Annotated in this window: 18 protein-coding genes and 1 pseudogene; 5 read left to right on the top strand and 14 right to left on the bottom strand. The window is 55.2% G+C overall.

The window, feature by feature from the left end; translation table 11 throughout:
- Positions 1-115 precede the first annotated feature (115 nt).
- The 4 genes and pseudogenes from AC0V6U_RS08790 to AC0V6U_RS08775 form a co-directional block, all read right to left on the bottom strand.
- Positions 116-700: pseudogene (locus tag AC0V6U_RS08790) on the bottom strand (DUF5681 domain-containing protein); the annotation flags it as partial.
- On the bottom strand, positions 688-819 hold the full coding sequence (locus AC0V6U_RS08785) for a DUF5681 domain-containing protein (protein WP_472642796.1): 132 nt from the start codon (positions 817-819) through the stop codon (positions 688-690). The pseudogene AC0V6U_RS08790 and the gene AC0V6U_RS08785, both read right to left, overlap by 13 nt.
- The gene (locus AC0V6U_RS08780; protein ID WP_472642795.1) at positions 812-2128 is read right to left on the bottom strand and encodes a site-specific DNA-methyltransferase; all 1317 of its coding nucleotides are present in this window, start codon (positions 2126-2128) and stop codon (positions 812-814) included. Before AC0V6U_RS08780 ends, AC0V6U_RS08785 begins: the two co-directional genes overlap by 8 nt.
- A gap of 369 nt (positions 2129-2497) precedes the next feature.
- Positions 2498-2959 (bottom strand): hypothetical protein, encoded by a 462-nt coding sequence (locus tag AC0V6U_RS08775; RefSeq protein WP_472642794.1) that lies wholly within the window; start codon positions 2957-2959, stop codon positions 2498-2500.
- 71 nt (positions 2960-3030) lie between these two features.
- Here AC0V6U_RS08775 and AC0V6U_RS08770 point away from each other — a divergent pair, with 71 nt between their 5' ends.
- From AC0V6U_RS08770 to AC0V6U_RS08760, 3 genes are all read left to right on the top strand, one after another.
- The gene (locus AC0V6U_RS08770; RefSeq protein ID WP_486169435.1) at positions 3031-3243 is read left to right on the top strand and encodes a helix-turn-helix domain-containing protein; all 213 of its coding nucleotides are present in this window, start codon (positions 3031-3033) and stop codon (positions 3241-3243) included.
- A gap of 52 nt (positions 3244-3295) precedes the next feature.
- The gene (locus AC0V6U_RS08765) at positions 3296-3490 is read left to right on the top strand and encodes a hypothetical protein (protein WP_472642792.1); all 195 of its coding nucleotides are present in this window, start codon (positions 3296-3298) and stop codon (positions 3488-3490) included.
- Between the two features lie 670 nt (positions 3491-4160).
- Positions 4161-5512, top strand: a protein-coding gene (locus AC0V6U_RS08760) for an IS3 family transposase (RefSeq protein ID WP_472642790.1) whose coding sequence is annotated in 2 segments (ribosomal slippage) — positions 4161-4497 and positions 4497-5512 — 1353 coding nt in all. Because the reading frame shifts where the segments join, the coding sequence is not laid out codon by codon here.
- 203 nt (positions 5513-5715) lie between these two features.
- Here the strand turns inward: AC0V6U_RS08760 and AC0V6U_RS08755 are convergent.
- The 4 genes from AC0V6U_RS08755 to AC0V6U_RS08740 all read right to left on the bottom strand — a co-directional run bounded on the left by AC0V6U_RS08755 (position 5716) and on the right by AC0V6U_RS08740 (position 11271).
- Entirely contained in the window at positions 5716-6861 is a 1146-nt protein-coding gene (locus tag AC0V6U_RS08755; RefSeq protein ID WP_472642789.1) for an acyl-CoA dehydrogenase family protein, read from the bottom strand.
- 49 nt (positions 6862-6910) lie between these two features.
- Positions 6911-7198, bottom strand: coding sequence for an AMP-binding enzyme (locus AC0V6U_RS08750; RefSeq protein WP_472642788.1), 288 nt, complete (start codon positions 7196-7198; stop codon positions 6911-6913).
- Between the two features lie 22 nt (positions 7199-7220).
- Positions 7221-8543 (bottom strand): AMP-binding protein, encoded by a 1323-nt coding sequence (locus AC0V6U_RS08745; protein ID WP_486169434.1) that lies wholly within the window; start codon positions 8541-8543, stop codon positions 7221-7223.
- A gap of 118 nt (positions 8544-8661) precedes the next feature.
- Positions 8662-11271 (bottom strand): TonB-dependent receptor plug domain-containing protein, encoded by a 2610-nt coding sequence (locus tag AC0V6U_RS08740; protein WP_486169433.1) that lies wholly within the window; start codon positions 11269-11271, stop codon positions 8662-8664.
- Between the two features lie 302 nt (positions 11272-11573).
- Here AC0V6U_RS08740 and AC0V6U_RS08735 point away from each other — a divergent pair, with 302 nt between their 5' ends.
- The gene (locus AC0V6U_RS08735) at positions 11574-12596 is read left to right on the top strand and encodes an AraC family transcriptional regulator (protein WP_472642785.1); all 1023 of its coding nucleotides are present in this window, start codon (positions 11574-11576) and stop codon (positions 12594-12596) included.
- 27 nt (positions 12597-12623) lie between these two features.
- On the opposite strand, the gene AC0V6U_RS08730 is transcribed toward AC0V6U_RS08735, so the two are convergent.
- The 5 genes from AC0V6U_RS08730 to AC0V6U_RS08710 all read right to left on the bottom strand — a co-directional run bounded on the left by AC0V6U_RS08730 (position 12624) and on the right by AC0V6U_RS08710 (position 22326).
- Positions 12624-14315: an AMP-binding protein gene (locus tag AC0V6U_RS08730; RefSeq protein WP_472642784.1), complete on the bottom strand. Its 1692-nt coding sequence runs from the start codon at positions 14313-14315 to the stop codon at positions 12624-12626.
- A 51-nt stretch (positions 14316-14366) separates the two neighbouring features.
- On the bottom strand, positions 14367-15080 hold the full coding sequence (locus AC0V6U_RS08725; RefSeq protein WP_472642783.1) for an HAD family hydrolase: 714 nt from the start codon (positions 15078-15080) through the stop codon (positions 14367-14369).
- A 22-nt stretch (positions 15081-15102) separates the two neighbouring features.
- Positions 15103-16407, bottom strand: a complete 1305-nt coding sequence (locus tag AC0V6U_RS08720) for an MFS transporter (protein ID WP_486169432.1) — start codon at positions 16405-16407, stop codon at positions 15103-15105.
- Between the two features lie 419 nt (positions 16408-16826).
- Positions 16827-17735: a hypothetical protein gene (locus tag AC0V6U_RS08715; RefSeq protein ID WP_472642781.1), complete on the bottom strand. Its 909-nt coding sequence runs from the start codon at positions 17733-17735 to the stop codon at positions 16827-16829.
- Positions 17620-22326 (bottom strand): beta strand repeat-containing protein, encoded by a 4707-nt coding sequence (locus AC0V6U_RS08710; RefSeq protein WP_472642780.1) that lies wholly within the window; start codon positions 22324-22326, stop codon positions 17620-17622. The genes AC0V6U_RS08715 and AC0V6U_RS08710 overlap by 116 nt, the downstream gene beginning before the upstream one ends.
- A gap of 269 nt (positions 22327-22595) precedes the next feature.
- Between AC0V6U_RS08710 and AC0V6U_RS08705 the strand changes: the two genes are divergently transcribed.
- Positions 22596-24293 carry a helix-turn-helix domain-containing protein gene (locus AC0V6U_RS08705; protein ID WP_486169431.1) on the top strand — a complete coding sequence of 566 codons (1698 nt, stop codon included), beginning with the start codon at positions 22596-22598 and terminating at the stop codon, positions 24291-24293.
- A gap of 283 nt (positions 24294-24576) precedes the next feature.
- Here the strand turns inward: AC0V6U_RS08705 and AC0V6U_RS08700 are convergent, their stop codons facing one another.
- Positions 24577-25965, bottom strand: coding sequence for an amidohydrolase family protein (locus AC0V6U_RS08700; protein WP_486169430.1), 1389 nt, complete (start codon positions 25963-25965; stop codon positions 24577-24579).
- Between the last annotated feature and the right edge of the window lie 112 nt (positions 25966-26077).

Here is a 26077-nt window from a genome sequence, read left to right as displayed (position 1 = left end):
GTCCCACCAAGACAAGCCTGGACTATGCCAGGCGCGATTTAGCCAGCTGATCTGGCCTCCTCACGGTTTCAACGAATGCTTGCTTTGAGCACCAAGTCCACCTCTTTCTCGCGCGCTAGCCGCCTGACACAGCCTTCTGATTGACAATCGAGTTAATGATCCGATCGATCATTTCCAAAGAGCCCTTGGCTTCCTCTATGTGCTGTTCGATAAAAGCTATGCTGGCCGCGTCATCTGCTTTTTCCAACTCATTGGTAAGCTCATCTAACTCACCCTCGAAAGCGGTTCTCTCAGAGCGCCAGTGATCGAGCTTCTTCGCCTCGTCAGGGCTAACGGGCCCGGTGATGGTGACCTCGCCCGTTTGCCAACATATCTCGATATTGTCGGGATGCGGTACAAGGTCTGGCGGGTCGAGCGCCATAAGCTTGCATCGCTCAATCTCGGCCTGCGCATTCTGCCGATAGTCGACCATAGCCTCAAGCATGGACACCTGTGCGCTGAGCTTTTCATCTTCAGCTGCACTGGCCATTTTCAGGAACTCGCGCTGAGCAGGATGCGATCCCTTGACCGCATCATTGACCATTCGGCGCAGGATGACCTGCGCCGTTGGCAATTCCAATCTCTCACCGCGCTCAGACAGGGGAAGCAGCCGGTCTGCCTCGTTAAGGACCATCTCAGTAAGAGTGTTCATGAAGCCTCTCCCTGGCCTTTTGTTCTTCGCACCTTTGGCCGCCCAGCAGGATTGCCGCTTTGACCAGGCTTGAACTGATGTTCTTTGGGCGGATCGCCGTAGACGCCGCCTCCTTTTTTCTTAGACATCTGCCATCTCCTTGGTTTTGGTATCAGCCTCGCGCTCTTCAAAGGTGTCATCAGAGCCAGCGAGTTTGGCTTTCAGGCCCGTCTCTGCCTGCAGCCGCTTGATGATCACGTCGCAATAGGCCGGGTCGAGCTCGAGCCCGTAACCAACACGGGCCGCGCGGTGTGCCGCGATCAGCGTTGTGCCGCTTCCAGCAAAGGCATCGAGGACAATGCCGCCGCGCTTTGAGCAGTCGAGGATTGCGTCTTGAACCATATCAATCGGTTTGACGGTGGGGTGAGTGGCCAGATCTTCATCGCGCCCCACACCAAAGCTGTTCATGCCTTGATACTGCCAGACATTGGTCCGGTACCGGCCATGTTTGCCAAGCTTCACATTGTTGATGTGCGGCTTGGTGCCATTCTTGAAGACGAACACCAGCTCATGTTGCGAACGGTAGAGCGATCCCATACCGCCATTGGTCTTGGCCCAGACGCATAGGTTCTTAAGCTCGTCGTACGCAGCCTCGCCAGCGCAAAGCACCTCAGCCATATGGCGCCAGTCCATGCAGATGTAATGGATCGCACCATCGGTTGAGCTAGAGGCCAAGTTCTCGAAGACTGATTTCAGGAACGCTTCGAACTGCTCTTTGGTCATCTCGCCCGAAGCCATATCGAACTCGCGATGCTGGACAGCCCCGAGCCCGCTCACATGGCCTAATATGGGCACATTGTACGGCGGATCGGTAAAGACCATCTGCGCGGGCTTTGAGCCTTCAAACAGTGCTTCAAACGATTCCGTCTTGGTCGCATCACCGCAATAGAGCCGGTGCTTACCAACAACCCAGAGCTCACCCGGCTGCGTGACGGCAGGGCCTTTAGGCACTTCTGGGATATCAACGGGCTCGTCTTCTGCATCGATAGCCAGAAAGCCATCGATCTCGGCCATCTCAAAGCCAGTCAGCGTGAGCTCAAAATCGAGATCAAGGCTGTCGAGATATTGGAATTCAAGCGCGAGGATCTCCTCATCCCAGCCTGCATTCTCCGCAAGCTTGTTGTCAGCGAGAATGTAGGCTCGCACTTCCGCATCGCTGAGATGATCGAGACATAGGGTCGGGACTTCTTTCATCCCAAGCTGTTTGGTCGCCTCTACGCGGCCGTGGTCAGCGATCAGCCGTCCCTTTGCATCGATGAGTACGGGGTTGGTAAAGCCAAATTGCTCAATGCTGGCGGCAATCTGCTTGATTTGCTCGGGCGAATGCGTCCTTGCATTGCGCTCGGCAGGTTTGAGGTCGGCAACGTTCTTGCTTTTTACATTCAATGTTGTGGTCATAGTCAAATCCTGTCTGGATACATGGTAGCGATGCCCGCCCGCAGAATTGCAAGCGAACGGCTTGTTGCAGTGAGGCGCATCACGCGCGGCACTTGCTTGTTTTTCAATTTTTCGATGCTTCAGATGCCAACCACAGAAAGGCACCGGTTGTTCAGCCACAGAAAGAACAACGCATAGGCCTGATTGAGATCAGGTCAGGCCTCCATTGGCCGAGCTCTCGATCAGATGTGCTAAGAATAGCGGGTAAGAACAACCCGCACAAATACTTTAACTTTACACCGGACTCTGACGCTAAACTGCCCCCAAATGGGACAGTTTTTGCGACGCAATAATCTGATCAATGCGGTGTGTTTGTGTTGTCTTTGAGCTTTAGCCTGCGCGAGCATCTGCTTGTGCAGGCTTTGAAGTGCACAAAGCAGACCACACTTTCTGAAACTCGGCCGGTTTAAGATCGCTCTGAATGATTACCAGACTCGAGGCGATGAATGCCTGTCGGCCGGACATACCGCCAAATCCGTTCCGTGAGTTGACATGGCCGCACACGGTGGCCGATTTGCCACCTTCCGCCCAATAGACTTTCAAATCAGAAAACTCAGCTGAGCCAGGATCGCGCAATCGCTCTTTTACCACGGTCTCGGCATAGAGCTTTATACTGATGTCGTCTGTGAACCGAGCTTCTGACTTGGACACAAGCGTCGGCTTGGCCTGTTCGGCTTGCGGATTCGTGGGGGCAAGAGCTGCACCAACAACGCCCAAGAATATAAGGAGGCCGGTTATTGGCCCGCAGCCAAGTACGCTGGTCTTTGATGGCTCTTGTTTGTCTGTGCTCACTACTACCGCCTCCGTTCAACATACTATAGTTGATAAACAGACTTGCTGAGCTTCGCCAATGGTTTCTGGCGATGGATATGCGGAAACTTGTCGGCGAGAACTGTGCTCGCGTTCGTAAGGAGCGCGAACTCACACAAGAGCAATTATCCGAGCTTTGCGGCTTGTCGCAGCAATATCTGAGCGATTTGGAGCGCGGGAAACGTAATCCTACAATCGTCACGGTATTTGAGATCGCGCAGGCGCTTGAAGTGAGCCATCTCGACTTGCTCAAACCAGCTGAATAATCTTCCCGCGATGCCGGTGGACTTGTCGGCCACGCCATGGCTTCGTGGCGTTATGGCCACACACAATTCACCGCCAATTGGACCCGACTACACCAAGATCGGCATGATCATGGAGGATGCCGCCGTAACTGCTCTCAAGCTTGGCGGCACGAAGGGTGGGCTTGATGCCGCAAAAGTGCCGGAACTCGAAGAAGCGGTGGTTGAGATCGTGACACTCATGGGGGCAACTCATTCCATCCCGGAATGACTGCAATGCGCCCCAGAACTTGACGTTCCAGATCATGCGATACGTTCCGAAAAGCGGTCATTGATCGTCATGGTAGGCACACACGGGTTTCCCTCTGCGCGATTGCTCGAAGACCGGATCCTTCTTAGTCAATCTAAAAATTGTTGGACTGATTACTCTCGGACACTCATTGTTGCTGGGATGACAGGTGATCCAAGAATTGACCGCGAAGCGAACGAACTGAACAAACGCTACGAAGAACAAATAGCCATGCTGATTGCACGGTGTGAGTCCTATTACGAAGGCAATCATTTTGAGGCGATTAGCGCGGCGGCAGTTCTGTATACCCTTTTGTACGACAAAGGAGGCAGTGCGAAGTCCCTGTTGGGTCAGCTCAATCTGCTCGACAGGCACTTATTCCTGGATTCGCGACACCCAAGACATGGGCTCGTTTTGAACACTGCCAAAGGTGCATGGCCGACTACAACTTGGCCTGAGAAAGCTTGGAGAGAAGAGAATCTTTGCCCATTCGATGAATGGTGGGGGGAACAAGAATTCCATGTGCATTTCACTGATCTGATTTTCACTCGAAGAGAGTTGATCGAGTGTTCCCCTTCAGCACCTATGGCACAGATTAGGGGTTGAGGTTTAAGGAGTGTTTGTTTCTCGTCGCAGTGACGAAGGAACGAAGATGAGAAACAAACATTCAAATTCTAAGGCGAGTGCTGAGCGGGTAGTAAAAGACATCCGCAGGAAGACACGGCGGCAGTTCTCTGCCGAGGAGAAGATCCGGATCGTGCTGGAGGGTCTGCGCGGCGATGACAGCATCGCTGAGCTGTGCCGCAAGGAAGGCATTGCGCAGAGCCTATATTACACCTGGTCAAAGGAGTTTATGGAAGCAGGCAAGCGCAGGCTTGCTGGGGATACGGCGCGATCTGCAACCACAGACGAGGTGAAGGATCTGCGGCATGAGGCCCGTGATCTGAAGGAATGCGTTGCCGATCTCACGCTTGAGAACCGTCTGCTCAAAAAAAGCATGATCGCGGATGGGGGAGACGAAGAATGAGGTATCCTGCATCTGAGAAGTTGGAGATCATCAGGCTCGTCGAACAAGCTCATCAGCCAGCCAAGCAGACGTTGGATCGGTTGGGTGTGGCGCGCCGGACGTTCTACCGCTGGTATGACCGTTATCTGGAAGGCGGGCCTGAAGCGCTTGCAGATAGACCGTCAGCCCCAAGCCGGGTGTGGAACCGCATCCCTTCGCATATCCATCACCAGATCATCGAGCTGGCGCTGGAGCACTCTGAGCTCAGCCCGCGCGAGCTGGCTGTGCGGTTTACCGATGAGAAGCGCTACTTCGTGTCTGAAGCGAGCGTCTACCGCCTGCTGAAGGCTCATGATCTCATCACCAGTCCAGCCTATACTGTGATCAAGGCTGCTGACCGGTTCCACACTCCAACCACTCGCGTGAACGAGATGTGGCAGACAGACTTTACCTACTTCAAGATTATCGGTTGGGGATGGGTCTATCTATCGACCGTGCTCGATGACTACTCGCGCTACATCATCGCATGGAAGCTGTGCAGCACGATGCGGGCTGAGGATGTGACCGAGACGCTGGATATGGCGCTAGAAGCCTCTGGTTGCGCATCTGCCAGCATCAAGCACAGACCGAGACTGCTGAGCGATAATGGTCCCAGCTACATCGCCGAAGAGTTAGCCGATTACATCAAGACGAATGACATGAGCCACGTTCGTGGTGCGCCCTTCCATCCTCAGACGCAGGGTAAGATCGAGCGCTGGCACCAAACCTTGAAGAACCGCATCCTGCTAGAAAACTACTTCCTGCCTGGCGATCTAGAAAACCAGATCGACGCGTTGGTCGAGCATTACAACCACCAGCGTTATCACGAGAGCTTGGACAACGTTACGCCTGCCGATGCCTACTTCGGTAGAGTGGAGGCCATCATCAAGCAGCGAGAAAGGACCAAAAGAAAGACTATCCAACATCGGCGCTTGCAACACCGCAAGCTGGCCGCCTAATATCAACCAACAAGACGAGGCAGACGCTCCGCTAATCTAAGCTGTGACTTGTGCCAAATGTTCTGACGACGGACACTTTTTATCGCATGAGCGAGGATATCGCGCGCCGGATGGCGTGCGGAAAACAAAAATGACTTGGGCTAAAGAACTCGAAGAACTGCGCCATCGCGAACAGCTCGCCAATTAGCGGGAAAGGCGGAATTTTACTGCCTCAGCAGATCCCGTCCAACAACTATGCGCATCACTTGGTTCGTCCCTTCCAGGATAGAATGAACCCGCAAGTCGCGCCAAAACCGTTCAATCGGATAGTCCTGCAAATAGCCATAGCCGCCATGGAGCTGCAAGGCTCGGTCAACCACGCTTGAGCCGTTGTCTGTCGCCAGCCGTTTCGCCATTGCCGAAAATCGCGTCTTATCCGGCGCATGCGCGGTCACCTTAGCAGCGGCGAGATAGACCAAAGCGCGCGCCGCCTCCAGATCGGTTGCCATATCAGCAAGCATAAACTGCGTGTTCTGAAAATCCGCGATCGGCTGACCAAACTGGATGCGCTCTTTGGTGTAGGTGACGGCCTCATCAAGGCAGCGCTGCGCACCGCCGAGCGAGCACGCTCCGATATTCAGGCGCCCACCGTCAAGACCCTGCATGGCGATGCGAAACCCATCGCCTTCACTACCCACGATGCTTTCAGCAGGAACGCGCACATCTTCCAATATGAGCTGCGCAGTAGGCTGTGAATGCCAGCCCAGTTTCTTCTCATTCGCTCCGAAGGAGACACCCGGCATATCTTTTTCGATGACCATGCAAGTGATGCCTTTGGGGCCATCCTCCCCCGTGCGCACCATGGCGACATAGATGTCGTTCGATCCCGCGCCTGAGATGAACTGCTTTGACCCGTTCAAAATAAAGTGATCGCCGTCTTTGGTCGCAGTTGTTTTAAGCGCTGCCGCATCGGAGCCTGAAGACGGTTCGGTTAAACAGTAACTCGCGATTGTGTTCATGCTGACCAGATCAGGCAAATATTTGTCCTTGACGGTTTGCGAACCGAAACAATCGATCATCCATGCGGCCATGTTGTGGATTGAGATAAAGGCGCTTGTCGAGGGACAACCATAAGCCATCGCCTCCATGATCAATGCAGCTTCCAGCCGCCCCAAACCAATCCCTCCGCTTTTCTCGGCAACATAAATGGCGCCAAAGCCCAATTCGTCGGCTTGCTTGATCGTCTCAAGCGGAAAGATATGTTTTTCGTCCCATTCACCAGCATGCGGCGTGATTTTGTCAGCAGTGAATGATCGAGCCAGTTCCTGAATGGCAAGCTGATCTAGAGTAAGGTCGAATTGCGCGGTCATTGAGAAATATCACTCAGTTTTGGAAGCAACGAATTGGAGAGGCGAACAATCACGCAGATTGGCCAATTGTCATCTCCCGTTCGCGCAATTCGACACGCCGGGTCTTACCGCTGATTGTCTTCGGCAATGCCTCAACAAATTCGACTTTGCGCGGATATTTATAAGGAGCCGTCACGTGTTTGACGTGGTTCTGTATGTCCAGTTTCAGCTCGTCCGAAGGTTCGGTGCCCGGGACCAACACGACGAACGCCTTTACGACATCGCCGCGTGTTTCATCAGGGCTGGCAACCACCGCATTTTCCAAAACCTTGGGATGCTCTTGCAGCGCGCTTTCCACTTCAAACGGGCCTATTCGGTAGCTAGGCAGAGATAATGACATCATCCGACCGTGACAGAAACCAGAAGTACCCGTCATCGTCCTTAAATCCCCGATCACCGGTGAGATACCAGTGGACAAGATAGGATTCTTTGGTCTTTTCGGGGTCGTTTTTGTAAGCCTTGAACAGGCCCAGTGGCCGGTTCGGGGCAATTTTGACAGCGAGATCGCCCTCGGTTCCGTCCGCAACCACATTGCCGTCGTTGTCTATAATTTCCAGCTCAATGCCTGGCATGGGCTTACCCATTGAGCCGGATTTCACCTCCATACCTGGTAACGCGCCGCATAAGATCACGGTTTCTGTCTGGCCATATCCCTCGTATATGAGGTGTCCGGTCAGATCGAACCACTTGCTTAAAGCTTCAGGATTGAGGGGTTCACCCGCACTCACGCAATGCCTCAGATTTGCAAACTTGGAGCCATCAAACTCCTCTTGGATCAGAAGGCGATATATCGTGGGCGGTGCGCAAAAGGTGCTGATCGGGTGATCAGACAAAAGCGCGATTACCTCTTCAGCATCGAAACGCTCTGCTTCCGCTATAAAGATTCCTGCGCCTTGGCGCCAAGGCGCATAATAACACCCCCACGCCGCTTTCGCCCATCCGGTGTCTGCCATGCTCCAGTTTAAGTCGCCTTCGGAAAGCTGGAGCCAATATTTGCCGGTGGTTTCATGCGCCAAACCGTATGAAGCATGGGTGTGCACCGCCATCTTGGGGTAACCAGTTGTTCCCGACGTAAAGTAACACAGCGAATCTTCATCTGAGTCGGTGTCCGCCGTTGGACATGACGCTGGAGCGCTTTCAAATTGTGCGCTGTATGGGACCCACCCTTCGACGCTCGCTGATCCGACCGAGAACTTGCTCGCCAGGCCCGCTGTCTCCTGCGAGTCCTCAAATCGGGAAATATACTTATCCTGAACTACCAAGGCGGCCGCGCCGGACACTTTGATGCGATAATCCAAGTCTTTTGCAGTTATCGACGTAGGCGCTGGTGAGATAACAAGTCCCAGCCGGATGCAGGCTGAGACAAGATCCCACCAGGCCGGAATTTTGCCTACAACAAGAATGATGAGATCGCCGCGCTCAAGCCCGGCCTCTTTGAGCACACGTCCTGCCCTTAGTGATCGTTCAGACATTTGGGAGAAACTGAAAGTTTCAACCTGCGCATTTTCGCCAATCCAGTAAAGCGCTGTCAGATCAGGATTTGTTTGCGCTTGCTTGTCCAGAACGTCACGCACGAAATTGAACTTCTTTGGCTTTTCCAGCGAAAAAGCTGCCTTATTCATAGTATGTCCTTGCCGTAGCATGGCGGCCGAGCTTGCGAGCCAGCTCAGCGGCCCCCTTCGTGTTCAAACGCTTCAGAAATTGAATTTGAGGCGAGCGTAAACTCTGCGTCCCCGTGGATCATACGCTCGGGACTCAAAGTTACCGTTGGTGAAGACAAACGGAGGATCGCGATCCAAGGCGTTTATCACGCCAAGGGTCAGGACGGTCTCGCTTAGCTCCCAACACACCCTTTGAAAAAGTGTAGCTGTATTGCGCATCGAAGGTCACCATAGAGCTGACCGGTTCATCGCCGCGCTCATCATTCACAAGCCCATCGATATAGCGCATCGTCACGCTGGCTCTATGGTCGCCAGCATTCAAACTCGCACCAGTATTGAACCGAAATTCTGGCGATGGATCACCGAAATTGCGAAAGTTTCGACTTCCGACGCCATCAATCTCAAGTCCGAACTGGTCAACCAGATCATATTGCATCACGTAGGTACCGGTGAAAAACGGCGTTATCTCAGCACCCCCAAGATCAATTGGCCAGTTAACCGAAAGATCAACAACGGTCGTTTTGATGGAGCTCGCATTTACAAAGTCCGCCAAGACCTGACCGACCGTCCCGCCTGAAGTCAGGACGATCTGCGGGTCATTGGCTGGGTCCGCCGAACGATCAATGATAGCCTGCGGATTTTCCTGCGTAAGGACATTCTGGAAATCAAAGTTCGTGAGGTCCAGCTCTACGTTCAAACCACCCAGTTCAAACGTTCCACCAACATTAAAGGCTGTCGAGGTTTCTGGAACAAGCGTGTCACCGCCGACAGACCGCACGGAGATGAAGTTTGTCGAGCCATTGAAGGTGACCTGATCAAAAATGGTCTGCGTGCCAAAGAACTGGAAGGTCGACGGTGCGCGGAATGATGTTGAATATGATGCCCGCAAGTCTACGCCATCAGTAACACTCCAGAGTACGCCAATCTTTGGATCAAAGGTGTCCAGATCTTCAATCGTTTCGTATCGCGCCGCTGCTTGCACCTCTAACGAACTCGAAATTGGCACAGCAACCTCAGCAAAGATCGCCCATGCATCTCGCTCGCCCCTGAAGCCAGGATTGCCAACGAGGAATGAGAAGCCGTTTTGCGCAGAGATAGTGTCGTAACTATGGACGAGGCTTTCCCGGCGGAATTGTCCGCCAATCGCGAAACCTACCGATCCGCCGCCAAGCTCTATGCCCGTATCGCCGGATATAACGAGGTCTGCGACCGACACTTTCGACCTCGCATCGAGCACTTGTTCACCGAACACATAGTCGCGTACCTCCTCGCCATTCTGCAAACCACTTCCATCGAGCGCGCTTCCAAACGGGTTCCAGTAAAAGCATCCGACTGAATTGTCGCCGGGTGTGATTCCCGCCAAATCTGCCTCTGGACGGCTGCGAACTGGACATTCAACACCGCCAAATCCTTGGACCGCCTCAATGAAATGCGATGAAATTGTATCGGCTTGCGCAACGAGGCCATCGCTAATTCCGTGCGTAAACGCAAAGTCCCAGGTCACGTCATCAGAAAGTTGACCACTCAGGCCAGCTCCGATGCGGAACGTGTCGTTTTGGAACCTGTTTTGTACTGGGGGCTGACCACTACCCAGCGGACGCCCAAAGTAACGCACTTCTTCGCCAAAGATATTGAACGGTGCGTCGGCGGGGACAAGCGCATTGTCGAGAATGAAAGGGTAGCTCGGCGATGTGTTTCTGAAGGCCCGATTGCGGGCGAATGAAAACTCCAAATAGCCGCTTAGACTGTCGCTAAAATCATTAGTGTATTTTGCAAAAGCCTGAAGCCGCTCTTCTTTTGGAACGACCGTCTGCTGAGAGTGGAAATCAAACCGGCAGACGCTCCGCAAAATTCCACCCAGCTCTTCACATTGCGGGTCCGGCGTGAAGGGACCAAACTGAGCTGCACCAGCCGCCGCCGCGGCAGCAGGTGATACACCCAGGAACGTCCCGGGGCTTCCCACGCCCGAAGTATTGGTTGTGCCTTCCGCCGCGAACAACCAATCAGGCTCGTCCCCGTAAAGCGGCGTCCGATCAAAGTAAGACACCGCCGCGATCAGATTGCCCCAGTCTCCCGACACGCCTGCAAGCGCCTCAAACTTCAGGTCCTCTTGATCCCCGTCCGAGACCCGCGCTTGGTAGTCGGCCGTGATCTCTAAGCCTTCAAAGCGGTCGCGCGTGATGAAGTTCGCCACGCCAGCCACAGCTTCGGAACCGTAAATCGCAGACGCGCCATCCTTAAGAATATCGAGCCGTTCGATCGCAATGTTCGGCACAATGCTGCTGGTGTCGACAAAGGATACCCCATCGGTGGTCGGAACACTAGAAACCGGCAAACGCCGACCATTCAACAGAACCAAGGTCGATGCCACGCCCAGACCGCGTAAGTTTATGTTACTGGTACCGGTGGTGTACCCGGCGGTAAAAATGTCTGAGTTGTTTTGAGAACCCGTGTTGATCGGGAGTGTTTCAATCAGATCGCGTGCGTCAATCGCACCAACGGCAGCAAATGCCTCGTTGTCCAGCACTGCAACCGGAGAAGCGATATCGTTTGTGCGCCGGATATTTGACCCGGTGACAATAATAACGTTGCCGTTTTCTGGATCGTCAGCGTTTTCAGCCGCATCACTGTCTTGTGCGAACGCTGGGCTGGAAATTGCTAGAGCAAGGACCGGCAAACAACTTGCCAGCTTGAGTTTCGAAATTGTCATTATTTCTCTCCCTATTTTTTGATGGTAGAGATACAAAGCGGTGACCACACCCGCTATTCCGATTGCGAATTTCCATATTCACAATCGGCACGGCGCCTTCCGATTGCGCATTATTTCGTTCCAGAGGCGCAAATGCGGCCAATGCCGTTCTTTCGTAAACGCGCCACTTTTGGTTTTTTACGAGGGTCACAAGGCAAAACCCCCGCAGATTCGGAATTTTTGACCAAAACCTTCATGCTGAACGAGATTTGCAAATTTCGAACGAACAGGTAGTTTCCTAGTTCAGGAAGAGGGAAAGAACGATGCAGACGCAGGGAGTGGCAATTCTTGACAATCGCGCAGCTGTGCCTTTGCCAAGTTCAAAAATCGACACACCTCTATTTCGGGTCAAAGATCTTGATGAGGCCAGCAATTTAATCGCTGAAAAGATATGCCCGCATGACATGATAGTCACCGCAGATTTGGATCAATTGGATGTCTCATTTCGTGGTATCATGCGAAGAGATTTTCAGTTGCTCAAGATTGGCTACGGTAGTCATTTGGATGTAACCGCGACGGAAAATCGCAACTTTTATTTTGCGCAATCGACCCTGCATGGATCAACATCCGTCTATCGCAACCATCAGTCTGTCTCGACCAAGGCAGGCGAGACCATCATTGTCTCGCCCAACACACGCTACTCTTTCAACTTGCCGAGCGGAACGCAAAGGATGGTCTTTGCCGTAAACCGCTGCTTTGTTGAGAAGTACCTAGAATTTATGATCGGTCACCATTTGTCGGATGACCTTTTCTTTAAGTTGCAGGTCCCGTGTCAATCCAGTTTGGCCATCTGGGCCGATCACTTAAGAAATCTCAATGAAGTGTTTTCGCTTCATCCGGCACTGATCAACAATAAGAAGTTTCTGGGCACCCAATTGGAAGCAACAGCAACACTGATGTTGGCTCTGTTTTCTCACAACTATGAGGAAGAACTGGCCACGCGGGAGGACAACGGCACGCCGCGCAAAGTCCAACGTGCATTAGACTATATCGAAAGCCACATGCACGAAGCGATTTCGGTCCACACCTTGGCCAAAGAGGCTGCTTTGTCTGCGCGGGCTCTGCAATATGCATTCAAAGAGCATATTGGAATAAGCCCATCCGATTATATCAAAAAGGAAAAGATTGCGGCGGTTCACGCTGCGCTGCTTGAGGCTGATCCAGAAACCAACATAACGGAATTGCTGTTTAACTTTGGCATCTCAAGCCATGGCCATTTTTCTCGCTCATACCGTAAAGTCTATAAGCAAAGACTGCGCGATACGCTCCAAGGACGCTTCAATTAGCCAGAAGCGACGCCGCCCGTAACAGCCCTAGGCGGTTTTAACCTCCGTAAGGCCCAATTCGTCAATCATCCTATCGCGCATAACAAACTTTTGCGCCTTGCCCGTGACGGTCATAGGAAACTCGCTCACCTGCCTAAAATAGGCTGGAATTTTGTAGTGGGCGATGCGGGTTTTGAGCCAGGCTTCAACGTCTGACAAAGAATGGGCAGCCCCATCTTCTAGGATAACCCACGCGCTGAGCACTTCGCCAAATTTAGCATCTGGGACACCGAACGCTTGCACGTCTGAGACGGCTTCATGCTTCATGATGTATTCTTCAATTTCGCGGGGATAGATGTTTTCCCCTCCTCTGATGACGACATCTTTGGCGCGGCCGGTGATATTCACATATCCATCCTCAAGCATCACGCCGAGATCTCCGGTATGCATCCAGCCATCTTGATCGATTGCCTCACCAGTGGCTTCGGCATCGCCCCAATACCCGCGCATCACGGAATAGCCCCGTGTGCAAAGCTCCCCGGTTTCACCTCTGGGTAGCGTAGCTCCCATTTCGTCAACGATCTTAATCTCAAGATGTGGGTGAACGGTGCCAACCGTTGAGACACGCTGTTCCAATGTCGCATCTGCGCCAGATTGGACGCTCACCGGACTGGTTTCCGTCATCCCATAACAAATCGTCACTTCAGACATGTTCATTTCGTTCACAACCCGCCTCATCGTTTCGGACGGGCACGGCGATCCAGCCATAATGCCGGTGCGAAGCGACGACAGGTCAAAACTGTCAAAGTCTGGGTCAGCCAGCATGCCAATAAACATCGTTGGGACGCCATAAAGAGCAGTGCATGCCTCAGCCTGCACTGCATTCAGCGTTCTTGCCGGCTCGAATGAAGCCGCAGGATAGATGACCGCGCTGCCATGTGTAAGGGCAGCCAGATTGCCCATAACCATTCCGAAACAGTGATAGAGAGGGACCGGCACACAAATCCGGTCTTCTTTGGTCAAAGCAATCTTCTCGCCCACCATATATCCATTGTTGATGATGTTCCGATGGGTAAGAGTGGCGCCTTTTGGGGCTCCAGTGGTGCCGCTGGTAAACTGTATGTTTATCGGTTCCTCTGGAGCTTGAGCTTGGGCGATCTTGTCCAGCCAAGCACGGCTCTCCGTTGTGGCCATTCGTGCTAGATCTGAAAACATATGAAGATCAGGAATGGCCGCCTGACCATCATCAATCAAAATGCCGTGCTGCAAAGAGGGCGCGGCGCTGTGTTTGCGATCGCCCGCAAACAGATGCGGCGAAACTTCCCTGATCATCTCAAGATAGTTGGAGGTTTTGAATGTTCTTGAAAAGACGAGCGCTTTGCATTCGACCTTCTTAAGCGCGTAACCCACTTCCTCCGTCCGATAGGCAGGATTTATGTTCACCAAGATAAGGCCAGCATAAGCGGTCGCATATTGCGTAATGGCCCATTCCGCACAATTTGGTGCCCAAATCCCGACCCGGTCGCCCGGCTCCAAGCCAAGCGCCAACAATCCTGTACCAACGCTCTTGGCCTGCGCACTCAGATCACGATAAGACAATCGCAAATTTTGATGCATGGACACAATCGCATCGCGCTCAGGATAGTCCGCTGCCGCAGCATCCAGCGCCTGACCAATACTCCAATCGAGTAGCGGAGGATGAGCGGGGCCAATCTCATGACTTAGCGTCGGATCAATCATTGTATCTTCTTTCCATCTATGCCGCGGCATCCGCCTGTTCTTGCACCAGCGTCAGCAATCTAAGGCCTCGCACAATGCGTCAAAACCAGAAACCTCAATATCAAAGGCAAACGCATCCGGCGCGAGGTCCGGAACCTTGAAAATATCGTCTTTTCTTGCCGCAACTACGTAAGCTGTCCGCATATTCGCCGTTTTGGCGGCAGCCAGATCGGAAGGATGGGAAGCGACCATCAACGCCTCACTTGGCTCGCATCCCATCAAGCTGCACGCCTTTGTGTAGGCTGCAAGATCGGGTTTTGATGCGCCGAGTATCTGGCAAGGCAATATGGCATCCCAATCAAGCCCGTGATGTCTTGAGCTATAAATGACATTCTCAAAACTCAGTATGGTGAGGGCAATGACCGGATATTTTGCCCTAATGCGGGCAACCGTTTCGACTGCACCTGCGAACACAGCCAAATTGTGCCATGTCGTGCGGGTCAGGGTCCGAAGAAGCGTCTCATTCCTGGCATCAAGAAACGCGTAGCGATCGGCAATATCTTTCAGCGCTTGAACTTGCAGATCGTCGGGTTGATGGCGATGCACGTCAACAAGGCCAATGGCTTCTCTTCGTGCAAAAAATGACTGGCGCCAATCACTGGCAAAGCTCTCAATCTCATCAGCCGAAATGTGCCCTGACACTAATTTTGTAGAAGCCTCAATCGCTGCGCTTCGCCAGTCAAAGACTGTCCCGCCGACATCAAAGAAGACCGCTTTGAGAACCATAACCCATCAATCTGCAACCCGCTCAGGCCGCGACCAGATCCTCCTTCACCTCGCTCCAGCGGGGCAGAAAAATGACGATTACACCCGCAATTAAAGACCCCAAGCTCATGATGATGGCGACCGTTTGAAAGGAGTACCCTGCAGTAAACAGCAATCCGGGAATGAATGGCCCAAGGACCGCTCCACCCCGGCCAATCCCAAGAACCAATCCCGATCCGGCACCCAGCAAACGAGGAGGAAAGGAAATCGCCCAAAGACCGAAGAAGCCTGAAATGGCTCCGAAGATGCACAGCCCCGTGCCAAACCCGACGACACTCATTTCGGCAAACGACCCCGTGAACAGGGGAAAGCTGGCAACGCCCAAACCAGAGAGCAAAAGCACCACAATCATCAGCGGTTTGATCGACATTGCCCGCGAGGCCAGGCTCACGCCAATCGAGCCAACAACGCCGCCTAGGCTGATCATCCCCAATATCTCCGCAGATTGGGATTCGGTGTAGCCAATCTCCGTCGTCAAAGCGGGAAGCCATTTGACGAAGTAGTAGTAGGTCGCGATGTTTCCGAAATAAGCGAGAATGAGGATTGTCGAGACGAAAGCGATACCAGGCTTAAACAGCGACAAAGGTGAAATAACCTCTGTATGGACCGCCCTTTTTTCGCCTAAAGACGCGGGCTCTTCGTGGCCCAGAGTGCGAAAAATTCGTTGCACTTCCTGAAGCGCGCCTTCGGGACGGCGCTCGCTGAGAAAGGAAACTGTCTCGGGGACAAAGAAATAAACCAAGGGAAAAAACAGCGCGCTCATCGCTGCGCCAAGGTAAAAGGTGATGCGCCAATCAAACGCTTGCAGCAAAGGTGAAAGAAAAGTCGCACCGAGATAAATGCCGAGCGAATAGCCACCCGCAACCAAAACCACCGCCATCGCGCGGTTCTTGGCGTTGCAAAAACCAGACGCCGTCACTGTGGCAGTGGCAAGCATCCCGCCGACGCCGACGCCGGTCAGCACCCGCGCAGCTCCCAAAATGAAGACATTGGGGGCCAGCCCTGCAACCAACATTCCGACCGTCACGACCACCAAAGACGCCAATGTAATCCGGCGCCGTCCATCGTTGTCTGCCAGCGGTCCCAGTCCAATGGAGCCGAACGCAATCCCGAGAAGTTCGAGCGGAAGAATGACGCCAAGCGCAGCCTTGCTCAGCCCCCATTCGGCCGTCATTCCAGGCGTCGCGAAACTGATAGACAAAACATCATAACCATCCAGCGCGAGGATGCCCAAGCAAAGGACCACAATGAGCCATTGCCGAGGGCGCATAGGCAGCTCATCGAGCATTTCCGCAGGGGCGAGGGCTTGCTGCTCTTTACTCATGCCGGTTACAGTCTCCCAGATTTGGGGATTGCCGGTGCCTTGACCTGTTGCGCTATCCCCGCCTTGTATTGTTTTGCCTAAGAATAAAGCGCCGCCGCGTGGAAGTGCTAGAACCCCCGCTCAAGTTTGCGCGGATTGATCGACGTTTTGCGCAATCCGAATGCTGCGTACGGTGGGCACGAAAACAGCCCGGGATGGTGAAGGTAGTCATATAGCAACTCGTCTCCAACGTGCGTCCGCTTCAAGAGACTTTCCCGCATTGTTCCAATTTCCGAAATTGGGGGTGAAAGCTGACATGATTACCGGGTCTGATAATCCGGTGTGGGCGGCGCGGCGTATTCACCGCGCCGCCCTGATCGGCCCGAGGGGGTCGGTAAAGCCGATCAAAACCCAAACGTGACGCCCACTCTGCCGCCTGTGCTTCCGCGAACAGTCGATCCCGTAATGCCTCCAGAAACATAGACCTTCTCCGCAACACGGCCGACGATCGCGGTCGAAAAGCCTTGTGCACCTTCGTAAGTCGACAGGTTGAACGATAGCGACCAATCGGCATCGGGAATGATCGTCGTGCCGGACAGCGCCATCGCAGCGGCGATCCCGCCATTGGCTTGCCGGTCAACCAGCGTCACCTGCCGCGCAATTGCAGATGTCTGCGTTTCGAGATCGGTGACACGGCCACCAAGATTGACCAGTCCACCGACATCGAGCGAGGTCGAGCCAAGGTTTCCGGCGGCATCAGTGGTAACGAGGCTTAGAGCGCCTTCCTGAGCCGCCCGGCTGGCCTGTGAGGTAATACCGGCCACTCTCACGCTCGATGCTTCGCTGCCCAAGGCGATTAGGTTCTCGCGGTCCGCGATTGCTCTGGGGCCGATGGCAATTGCACCATCGCCAACAGCTGACGCTCCATTGCCAAGCGCAATCGCCCCGTTGCCATTGGCGACATTGAGATTGCCGATTGCCACTGCACCCGTGCCGGTTGCGCTGTTGTCTGCGCCTAGCGCCACCGCGCCCGTACCTGTGGCAAAGTTTGGGTCACCGATGGCGACAGCTCCGTCACCTGAGGCAATATTGCCTGAACCGATGGAAACTGCCTGCCCATTTGTCGCTTGCGCGCTTGCCCCAATGGCGACGGATCGATCGCCGCTAGCCTCGCTACCCGTTCCGATGGCGAGAGCGTCAAGACCGGTAGCATTGGCACCGGGGCCACTGCTGTTGCTGTCGAAATATGCAAGCTCTTGGCTGTTCGCCTCTGACCTCGCCAGCGCCGTGTTGGCATCGACCTGGGCCTGCATGGCCTCGGCACGCGCAGTGTTTGCATCCGCTTGAGCATCGACAGCGTTCTCGAGACGCCTCGTCAGCTCTTGCTTGGGCATTGACCACACCCGCACCCGCTTGATCGGCGGCCAGTTGCGCCGCTCGAGCCTCCGCTCTGGCGGTATCGGCGGTCGATTGAGCCGTGGCAGCATTAGCAAACGCCTCATCAGCCCGCGTCTGAGCCGCTGCCGCCGCCGTGCGCGCCGTATCGGCGGTGCTTTGCGCTGTGGCAGCATTGGCGAGAGCCGTGTTAGCAGTGCCTTGGGCGTTAGCAGCATCGGCAACGCCCTGGTCGGCGGTCGCTTGCGCATTGTTCGCAGCAGCTTGGGCGGTCGCCGCATCTGCTACGCCCCGATCGGCGGTGTCCTGAGCGTTGTTCGCGGCGATTTGAGCCGCCGCTGCATCCGCTAGCCCCTGATCAGCGGTGTCTTGAGCGTTGTCTGCAGCTCCTTGCGCGGTCGCAGCATTTGCAAGCGCCGCATCGGCGGTTGTTTGAGCATTGGTAGCCGCATTTCGGACGAGATTAAGCTGCCCGACATTAGCGGCGTCAGTATCCAGCGTACCCGCTGCGACGTTCACGATCTGACGCTCTGAGCCTACCTTGCCGACTGATACGCCGTTGATGCGGCTAGCGATCGACCCTGCGCCCAATGCAACCGAACCAAGGGCAAGAGCCTGGGCATCAAGACCAAGTGCAACGGCATTTTCACCCAATGCCGCCGCACCATCAGGATCCATATCGCCCCCGTCGCCGCCGATCGCGATCGCGCCATTGGCCTCCGCCCTGCTTCCGGCACCGACGGCAATAGCCTGCCTGCCCGATGCTATACTCCCGGAACCCATAGATGTAGCAAAGAGGCCGCTCGCGACGCTGTCATAACCGGTGGCGGTACTGGCATCTCCGCTAGCCTCACTGAAGCTACCTGTTGCGGTGCTGAAGTTGGCCGAGGCTTGGCTCCCAGCACCGGTGGCTGCGCTGCTTTCACCAGAGGCGCTGCTCCGATAACCATTGGCTGTCGCCCGGAACCCGCTGGCCGCACTGAGCGCGCCAATGGCGGTGCTGTCATCACCGGTAGCGCTCGCCCTTGTTCCGAACGCGCTGGCATTGTCACCCGAAGCCCGCGCGCTGTTACCAACCGCGCTCGCTCCTTCCCCGCTTGCCTCGCTATTGTCACCGATTGCGGTGCTGCCAGCCGCCGAGGCCATTGCCCCGTCACCGCATTCAAGTGTGTCGGTAAGATCGTCGGCGGTGCCGGGGATGCCATCAGGACCGGGATTGTTGCGGCACCCGCTGGCGCTAGCCACCGTGATGGAGGCGTTGAGCTGGGCAAGATTGACCGCATCGGTATCCTCCGCACCTGCCGCGACATTTGCGATCTGCCGTTCTGTGCCCACTCCGCCGACCGAAATGCTATTTTCACGATCAGCAAAGGAATCTGCACCAAGCGCCACCGAATTTAGCGCGGTCGCCTGCGCACCAATCCCGAAAGCGGCGGCATTGGTGGCATTGGCAAGCGCATCATTGCCGATTGCAATCGCACCATCGGCTAATGCCAGGGCTCCTAACTCATCAAAGTCTCTATCCGAACCAATTGCTATAGAGAGGTCACCGATCGCTTTCGCCGTCCCGCCATGTGCAATGCTTAGTTCGCCATCAGCCTCGCTCAAAAACCCGATTGCGACGCTCCCATCACCAGTAGCATCGCTGTTGTCCCCGAGTGCGATACTATATGCGCCTTCAGCGTCACTGAAATTCCCGATTGCAACACTGCCTGTACCAAGAGCCTCGCTGCCAAAGCCGGTTGCGGTACTGCCGCCGCCAGCAGCCAAGCTGAAACGCCCGATGGCTGTACTGCGCCGATCGCTGGCTATGCTGTTGCCTCCGAACGCAACGGCTGATTGGCCGGAAGCAAGCGCATCATTTCCGATAGCAATGCTGCCATTCCCGGAAGCAATGGCACCTAGAATATCTGCATCCTGGGAGCCGTCATCTTCGCCTATTGCAATCGAACTATCTCCAGTCGCCCGCGCATCGGTGCCAACAGCAACCGAACCAGCGCCAGTGGCCTGAGCGCCGCCGCCAAGCGCAGTGGAACCGGATGCAATAGCGCCCAATCCGATCGCCACCGCCCGCTCGCTGGTCGCTTGGGCGTCACCACCTATGGCGATGGCGCCATTGGCGGAGGCGATTGCGCCGTCAATATCCGCATCATCACCGTCCGCGCCAATGGCAATCGACTGGTCACCGTTCGCTTTAGCTTCTTCGCCATTTGCGATGCTACCGACGCCGGTGGCCTCGCTATCATAGCCGATCGCGATACTGCTAATTCCGCTAGCGTCGCTTCTCCGCCCAGCCGCGATACTAAAGTCACCAATAGCGTCCCCTCCGCCAATCGCGGTACTGGAATCGCCTAAAGCGTCGCTAAAGTTACCAATAGCTGTGCTGCCCTCGCCTTCAGCGCCGCTAGCTGAACCAATCGCGGTGCCGTAAAGGCCAGAAGCTTCGCTACCGGCACCAATCGCGATGCCGTGAAAGCCAGTAGCTTCACTGGAACGCCCGATTGCTATGCTGCGCTCATCGAGAGCCTCGCTGGAACGCCCGATGGCAATGCCGCTGTGACCGCTGGCCTCCGCGTCATTGCCGAGCGCAATGCTGTTTTCCCCGGAAGCAATTGCACCTAGAGTGTCATCGTCCGATTGAGTCGAACTATCCACGGCATCTTCGCCAATTGCGATCGAGTTATCTCCTGTCGCCTGCGCTTCGATGCCGACCGCGACCGAACCCGCACCAGTGGCCTGAGCGCCGCCGCCAATCGCCGTTGAGCCCGATGCAATAGCGCCCAATCCGATCGCCACCGCCCGTTCGCTGGTCGCCTGGGCGTCACCACCGATCGCTACAGCGCCATTGGCGGATGCAATCGCTCCCAATTCATTCCCGTCGTTATCCGAACCAATGGCGATGCTTGCGGCGCCGTCGGCCTCACTCAAAAGCCCGATGGCAATGCTGGCATTACCATCAGCGTTGCTATGTGTCCCGACCGCAGTACTATATGCACCAACAGCGTCGCTGAAATATCCGATCGCAGTGCTGCCTGTACTAAGAGCCTCGCTACCATAGCCCGTTGCGGTGCTACCTTCACCAGCAGCCTCGCTGCGACGTCCGATGGCTGTACTGCGCCATTCGCTGGCTATGCTATAACCTCCAAACGCACTAGCACCTTCACCGGAAGCGAGTGCGTCATTTCCGATAGCGATGCTGTCTTCTCCGGAGGCAACCGCGCCTAGGGCATCATCGTCATTGCCGTCCGCGCCGATGGCAATCGACAGCTCACCGGTGGCTTGGCTGTCTGCACCGATGGCTGTGCTGCCGTCGCCGCTTGCCTCACTTCTGAACCCGAATGCGCTCGCTTCGTTTGCGCTTGCGACCGCATCATTGCCGATGGCAATCGCCCCGTTAGCTGAGGCAATCGCGCCATCAGTGTCTGCATCCTCAGCATCTTCGCCGATCGCAATCGAGTAATTTCCGGACCCGTCACTTCCCGCTCCGAGAGCGATGCTGTTAAGGCCGGTGCCGGAAGAAGAGCTCCCGAGCATTGCCGCATCAAGCTGGGCCTTGTTCACCGCATCGGTATCCTCCGTACCTGCTGCTACATTGACGATCTGGCGTTCCGCACCGCTTGCACCGACGGAAATGGTGTTTTCGCGATCAGCCACAGATGTTGCACCCAGAGCGACCGAATCACGTGCGCTCGCCAAAGCCTCCGTGCCGATCGCAACGGCATCTATCCCGGAGACGAGCGCGCCAATGAAGGTGCCGCTAGAGCCATAGCTCCCGATCGCAATCCCGCCTCGCGCGTTGGCTTCAGTTCTCGCGCCCAAGGCGATGCTAAGGCGCCCGTTGGCCTGACTGTAGGTACCAACTGCGGTGCTGTCAGCCGAACTCGCAAGAGCTGAACCTCCGATTGCGGTGGCTGAACTCGCGTCTGCAAAAGCTAACCCTCCAATGGCGATGGCCGAACCACCGGTCGCCTGACTGGCATTACCAATAGCGATACTTTGGTTGGCGGTGGCTTGTGCTAGCCCACCCATTGCAGCTGCGCCGTCAGCATTCGCCAGGCTGTTCAACCCGATCGCAACGCTGCTGTTCCCGCTAGCTTCGGCGGCAGAACCAATTGCGGTGCTTCCAGTTTCCAAGGCTTTGCTGTTGGATCCATAGGCCGTTGAGATGCCGCCAGTCGCTCTACTTGCCTTTCCTGTTGCAGTGGAGAAGAGGCCGGTTGCCTGGCTGTCTTGACCGATGGCGGTCGCGGAACCGCCGCTCGCCAAGCTATTTTGGCCAAAGGCGGTGCTGTTATCGCCAGTTGCAGCCGCTCCAACCCCGCAAGCCAGTTGTTGATCGTTACCTTCGGCGTTGGCGCCACCATCATCGTCAGTGCCGGGATCGACTTCGCCATTATTGTCACGATCGATCAGGCAGGTTCCCGCCGAAGCAGGATTGGCGGCGGAAAGGGCCGCTATGCTGGTGGCGACGAGAAGGCCGCATTGGATGGTTTTGGTTGAAAAGTTCATGTGTTCGTTCCCTCTGGCATTTTGGGAAACGGATCAGACGCAGCCCCTATGTGCTGCGTGTTGCCGCTAGGGCATTGCAGTTCCGACCCATTTCTGAGAGCGTGTAAAAAGCAGCGCCGAGGAAGAGAAAAGAGACAGCGGCCCGATTGTCCGAGACGCATCCAATTTTGTCCGAAACACGTTTGCCATAGTCAGGAAATATGACCGGTGGCGCTCGCCCAGCACGTCAATTTTAGGGAATCGAAGTGATCAGATTGCCGCATCGAGGTGTGCTTTTTTTGCTGGCGATGGCGTTGCTCGTACCGATCATGCCAGCGCAAGCTGGCGCGCAAACGGGCGCTGAGACATGCAGCGAAGCTGCAGGGCCAACCAATTCTCTTGCGGACCTACCCGGAGGCCAGTTGAAACCGCTATCGGCGAGCTATTTCCTCGACCCCTCGGGCGATATTGAAGCGAACAGTATTGCAGCGCGAGACTTCACCTTCACGCCCTGCCAGACCGTGTTCGATATTCCCGGAAGAGATGGCGCATTGTGGCTAAGGTTTGACGCTGCAAACCCCCATGCAGAAGGACAGACTTGGGGCGTTGCGTTCTTGGAAACGATCGTCGATGAGGCGGCGCTCTACGAAGAGTTAGATGGTGCACTAGTGCCGGTCATGCGCGATGGGCGGATTGTTCCGCCAACGCAAAATGAGAACAGTAGCCTGAAGACAGCTGTTTCTTTCGCAATCGATCCAGGGGCGGAGAGAACCTATTTTGTGCGCGTGTCAGGCACCTACGCGCCTTCCCTTACACCGGTACTCAGTTCCGCAAGGATGCTGGAAGACTGGTCTGACATTTTCACGATCATATCCGCCTCGCTGCTCGGTTTTTGCGTGATCATGATTGTCTTCAGCCTGATCCTGTTCAGGCGTTTCGACGTCCGCTTCTATCAATATTATACGATCTATCTGTTCGGCATGTTCTGCCTGACATCGCTTTACGATGGGTGGTTCATCCAGTCATGGGGCGTCACTGTTCCCATCGAGCAGGTCCGGCGCGTTATTGAGCTTGCATCCGGCTTGGTGATGCTAGCCAATATCCAATATTGCCGGGTCCTGCTCACGGTCGATCCGGACCCGCGTGAGAGGCGCCAGTTGGTGTTTCATGTGCTGACTGGCATCGGATTGGCCGCGACAATATGGGCCGTGGTCGATCCATGGGAGACTGGAACGCCGCTCCCCATTGTTTTCATTTTATGCCCGTTCGTGTTGCTGTTCGTGTCAGGGCGCAAAGCGCTGAAGGGCATGAAGCAAGCGGTGCCAGTCTTTGCATCTTTGCTAGCCCTATCCCTAGGACTGTTTTCCTCGCTCTATTTCTTCGTCTTCCCCGTTGACGTTGTGCCGACGGGATCTGCGTTCGAGGTGATCATGATGCGCCCGATCACGCTGAGCTATGCGACATCGACCATCGCCGAGGGCATCTTCATGATGCTTGCGATCTCGAGCATGATCAATGCTATCCAGGAACAGCGCAATTTGGCCGTATCCGAAACGGTCCGGCTGCGCGGTGAGGTCGAACGGGCGAAGCAAGTCGGGAACGCTGAGCTGGAAGCAATTGAAGCACCAGCGGCAGAAGCGGTTGAGGCTGGCTCGGGCGGAGGGTTTCTCGACCGAGCAACCCAGGCTGTTATCGAAAATATTGACCAACGCGGATTTGGTGCTGGGGCCTTGGCATCGACTCTGGGGGTCACTGAGAAGACCCTGGGCCGAAGGCTCAAGAAGTCACAAGGCCTAGCGCCCGCTGCGTTCATCCGATCGATCCGTTTGCGCTATGCTCGTGATCTGATCTTGCAGCAGCAGTTCGAGACAGTTGCCGAAATTGCCAACGCCTCGGGCTTCGCAAGTACGAGCCATTTCGCCAAGCTTTACCGTGAAGAGTTCAAGGAACCCCCCAGCGAGACGCTAAGGACACCGGCGGCGGTATAGCAGCATGCGTTATCACTCATCTTTTCGATCCGAGATGAGCTGGCAATGCAGACCATACGCTCACGTCCGAAACTGGGTCGTAATCCGACCGTCCGGTTTCAGTACCGATCGGCTACAACCAGACATTCCGGTATCGGCCCAGTTCGAGCCATAGTTCAACGTCCGAAGTTGGCGGTGGGAGCGGAACGGCAGTTTTCGGTCTTTTCGGGGCAACCAATTGGCCAAAACACTAAAATCAGCCTGATTGATTAGGCCTCTGGAAGCCCGCCCCCGATTGCTTAAGCTATAGATCCAACCACATGGCGATCGCTCTGCGGGCCGACCGAACGAAAGACGATTCGCGCGCGCCACTTTGCATTTCCGCTAAGCCTGCTTCATCCAACCAGTAACCACCGATCATGACCGCCAACGGGGTTTCGACCGCGCTGATATCGTTCAACGGATCATCGGAAAGCAATATAAGATTGGCACGGTAGCCAGAAGCAACGACGCCGGTTTTATGAAAACCAAGAGCATCAGCGCTGATGCGCGTTGCGGATGCAAGGGCCTCGTGTGGTGACAGTCCGGCTCTGACAAGCAGCTCCAATTCGCGGGTCATGGATGAACCCGGAATATTCGTAAAAACCCCTGCATCAGTCCCTGCGATCAAAGGAACGCCAGCTTCATGCAGCAAACGGGTTGCCGTCAAATAAAATTCGCCGCGTGGCCCTTCATAACTGGCGGGGTCCTGTGCGCTCCAAAACTCGTAACTGTCCTCTTCAAACCAACGAACCACCGGTGCGATCGTCTCGACGCCGGGGCGATCGAGATATGCTCCGTTTGAGGCGGCGACACGAACGAGATTGTCATGGGCAATCAGTGTCGTCGTGACGGTCTCGCCAGAAGCAGCGATTCTAGCTGCAAGTTCGCGCATCTGATCCTCGCCTGATCGCCCCCGCAACCCATGCCATGTTACAGATTCCACATGTTCGAAGGTCACAAAACCTTGTCCGAGGTTCTCTTCGAAAGGGATGGAAAACGGTATCTCAGTGGGCATCCCAAATTCCCTTACGCCTTCCGGCGTATGTCCGGATACCGTCATGCCGAGGCGGCGGGATTCGACCAGTATGGCTTCGAATGCTTCACGGGTGAGGTTTGAATAGACTTTGAGGTCTCGATATCCTGCATCATACTGTTCTATGACAGCCGCGCGGGCTTCGGGGGCGGTGGTCACGAGCACATGCATAAGCTGCTCGTTTGGGCCCGGACTGTTGAGTATTGGTCCAGTCGTCTGGAAATCGGGACCGAGCATCTCGCCGGAAGCGATCCGTTCGGCTAACGGCAAGTGAAACGGCATGCCTGACATGTTGCGCACCCCGGTTACTCCGTGCGCAAGGTAGGCGGCGAGTTCAGCTTCATCCCAGAGATGGACGTGCGCATCAATCAAACCGGGCATTAAGGTCTTACCAGTTCCATCAATGATCAGGGCGCCTTCGGGCGGTGTTAGTGCGCCAACGTCACCAACGGCTTTTATTTCACCCTCAACAACTAGGATCGCGCGCTGATTTTCTACCTCCGGTGCATCCGAGGCCATAGAAATCAGCCGCACATTATCGATCAGGACAGCCTGAGGAGCGGAAAGTGATGGATCTAGAACGGATGGGTAACCGGTTGCAGCGCGCGTGAGCCACATTCCGCCTATCAGGAGGAAGATTCCGAACCCGATTATGCTTCGCCTAAATGTCATAGACTTCCAATGCCCAAAATAGCTTCGCGAAAGATAGGCTAAGGGAAAGTTCGCCTAT

This window comes from Erythrobacter sp. W36 (genome assembly GCF_057364935.1).
The sequence above is the reverse complement of the archived record's forward strand: the minus strand, read 5'-3'. Positions and strand labels throughout refer to the sequence as shown.

Excerpts from the sequence above, each read along its gene's own strand:
- AC0V6U_RS08785 (WP_472642796.1), bottom strand. The coding sequence starts at position 819 with ATGTCTAAGAAAAAAGGAGGCGGCGTCTACGGCGATCCGCCCAAAGAA.
- AC0V6U_RS08780 (WP_472642795.1), bottom strand. The coding sequence starts at position 2,128 with ATGACCACAACATTGAATGTAAAAAGCAAGAACGTTGCCGACCTCAAA.
- AC0V6U_RS08770 (WP_486169435.1), top strand. The coding sequence starts at position 3,031 with ATGGATATGCGGAAACTTGTCGGCGAGAACTGTGCTCGCGTTCGTAAG.
- AC0V6U_RS08765 (WP_472642792.1), top strand. The coding sequence starts at position 3,296 with ATGGCCACACACAATTCACCGCCAATTGGACCCGACTACACCAAGATC.
- AC0V6U_RS08755 (WP_472642789.1), bottom strand. The coding sequence starts at position 6,861 with ATGACCGCGCAATTCGACCTTACTCTAGATCAGCTTGCCATTCAGGAA.
- AC0V6U_RS08745 (WP_486169434.1), bottom strand. The coding sequence starts at position 8,543 with ATGCTACGGCAAGGACATACTATGAATAAGGCAGCTTTTTCGCTGGAA.
- AC0V6U_RS08740 (WP_486169433.1), bottom strand. The coding sequence starts at position 11,271 with ATGACAATTTCGAAACTCAAGCTGGCAAGTTGTTTGCCGGTCCTTGCT.
- AC0V6U_RS08735 (WP_472642785.1), top strand. The coding sequence starts at position 11,574 with ATGCAGACGCAGGGAGTGGCAATTCTTGACAATCGCGCAGCTGTGCCT.
- AC0V6U_RS08730 (WP_472642784.1), bottom strand. The coding sequence starts at position 14,315 with ATGATTGATCCGACGCTAAGTCATGAGATTGGCCCCGCTCATCCTCCG.
- AC0V6U_RS08725 (WP_472642783.1), bottom strand. The coding sequence starts at position 15,080 with ATGGTTCTCAAAGCGGTCTTCTTTGATGTCGGCGGGACAGTCTTTGAC.
- AC0V6U_RS08720 (WP_486169432.1), bottom strand. The coding sequence starts at position 16,407 with ATGCTCGATGAGCTGCCTATGCGCCCTCGGCAATGGCTCATTGTGGTC.
- AC0V6U_RS08715 (WP_472642781.1), bottom strand. The coding sequence starts at position 17,735 with ATGCAGGCCCAGGTCGATGCCAACACGGCGCTGGCGAGGTCAGAGGCG.
- AC0V6U_RS08710 (WP_472642780.1), bottom strand. The coding sequence starts at position 22,326 with ATGAACTTTTCAACCAAAACCATCCAATGCGGCCTTCTCGTCGCCACC.
- AC0V6U_RS08700 (WP_486169430.1), bottom strand. The coding sequence starts at position 25,965 with ATGTGGCTCACGCGCGCTGCAACCGGTTACCCATCCGTTCTAGATCCA.